Raw genomic sequence first — 1,725 nt, forward strand, 5'->3', positions numbered from 1 at the left:
CCAGGCCGATCGTTCATCAAGTCCGGCCTCGCCGACCCGTGCTCGTGATCGGTGCGGAGAAGCTCAGCGACGTCGTCGACCCGACCGACCGCTCGATCTCGTTCCTCCTCGGCGACGGTGCGGGCGCCGCGGTGATCGGCCCGAGCGACTTCCCCGGCATCGCGCCGACGATCTGGGGCTCCGACGGCTCGAAGTGGGACGCGATCGGCATGACCGCGACCTACAACGAGTGGGCTGCCGGCGCACCGCGTCCGACCATGCGACAGGCCGGTCAGACGGTCTTCCGCTGGGCGGTGTGGGAGATGGTCAAGGTCGCCCGCGAGGCGATCGAGGCCGCCGGCATCCGCCCCGAGGACCTCGCCGCGTTCGTGCCGCACCAGGCGAACATCCGGATCATCGACGAGTTCGCGAAGCAGCTCGGTCTGCCGGACACGGTGGCCATCGCGCGGGACATCACCACCACCGGCAACACGTCGGCAGCGAGCATCCCGCTCGCGACCCACCGACTGCTCGAGGAGCACCCCGAGCTGTCGGGCGGCCTCGCGCTGCAGATCGGCTTCGGTGCCGGTCTCGTCTTCGGCGCGCAGGTCGTCGTCCTCCCCTAGTTCCCCATCCCGGCCCGCCTCCGGGCACCCGCAGCGCGAGTGCCCTAGGCTGGTCCACGGTCAAACGACACCCCCTCAAGGAGAATCCCCATGGCCCTGTCCAACGAAGAAGTCCTCGCCGGCCTGGCCGAGCTGATCAACGACGAGACCGGCATCGCGACCGACACCGTCGCCGCTGACAAGTCGTTCACCGACGACCTCGACATCGACTCGATCTCGATGATGACCATCGTCGTGAACGCCGAAGAGAAGTTCGACGTGAAGATCCCGGACGAAGAGGTCAAGAACCTCAAGACCGTGGGCGACGCCGTCGACTACATCGTCAAGGCGCAGGCCTGACGCGAGCTTCCTGAGCGCCGCGGCCCCGGTTGACCAGCCGCGGGCCGCGGCGCTCATCTCGTCCACCTCCGGACCGACACAGCTCGGTCCACTCCGGCTCGACGTTCGTCGGGCCGAACCGGCTCCGTCCGGCTCCGCCACGAGCGGCCGGGCGTCCTCACGAAAGAACACGTCGTTCCATGACCAACAAGACCGTCGTCGTCACCGGGATCGGTGCCATCTCACCCCTCGCCGCGACCGCCCCGGAGACGTGGGAGGCGCTGCTGGCCGGGAAGTCCGGCATCACCCGCATCGAAGACCCCCGCTACGCGGAGCTCGAACTCCCCGTCGAGTTCGCCGGCCAGGCGCGCCGCTTCGTCACCGACCAGCTCACCCGTCCGGAGACCAAGCGCCTCGACCCGTCGTCGCAGCTCTCCCTCATCGCCGCCCGTGAGGCGTGGGCCGACGCCGGCATCGACGCCGAGTCGGTCGTGCCCGAGCGCCTCATCGTCGACTGGGCGACCGGCATCGGCGGCGTCAACACCCTGCTCGACGCCTGGGACACCCTCCGGGAGAAGGGCCCGCGTCGGGTCATGCCGATGACGGTCCCGATGCTCATGGCCAACGGCCCCGCGGCCGCCATCGAGATGGAGTTCGGCGCGCGCGGCGGTGCCCGTACGTACCTCTCCCGCTGCGCCTCCTCGACGAGTCCCTCGCCGAGGCCTACCGCCACGTCGCGACCGGCGAAGCGGACATCGTCATCGCCGGTGGCGCCGAGGCTGCCCTGCACCCGCTGCCGCTC

The 1,725-nt window shown here is 70.0% G+C and carries 2 protein-coding genes and 1 pseudogene; all 3 read left to right on the forward strand.

Annotated features, from left to right (window positions below; all coding sequences use genetic code 11):
- The coding region (locus I59_RS11280) for a 3-oxoacyl-[acyl-carrier-protein] synthase III C-terminal domain-containing protein (protein WP_042726669.1) at window positions 1-605 on the forward strand (605 nt) is incomplete at its 5' end.
- Between the two features lie 90 nt (window positions 606-695).
- The gene (locus I59_RS11285; RefSeq protein ID WP_022903951.1) at window positions 696-944 is read left to right on the forward strand and encodes an acyl carrier protein; all 249 of its coding nucleotides are present in this window, start codon (window positions 696-698) and stop codon (window positions 942-944) included.
- A 179-nt stretch (window positions 945-1,123) separates the two neighbouring features.
- Window positions 1,124-1,725, forward strand: a pseudogene (locus I59_RS19860) (beta-ketoacyl-[acyl-carrier-protein] synthase family protein); the annotation flags it as partial.

It is taken from the genome of Curtobacterium sp. B8 (assembly GCF_000333315.1).
In the GTDB taxonomy this organism is placed as follows: Bacteria; Actinomycetota; Actinomycetes; order Actinomycetales; family Microbacteriaceae; genus Curtobacterium; species Curtobacterium luteum.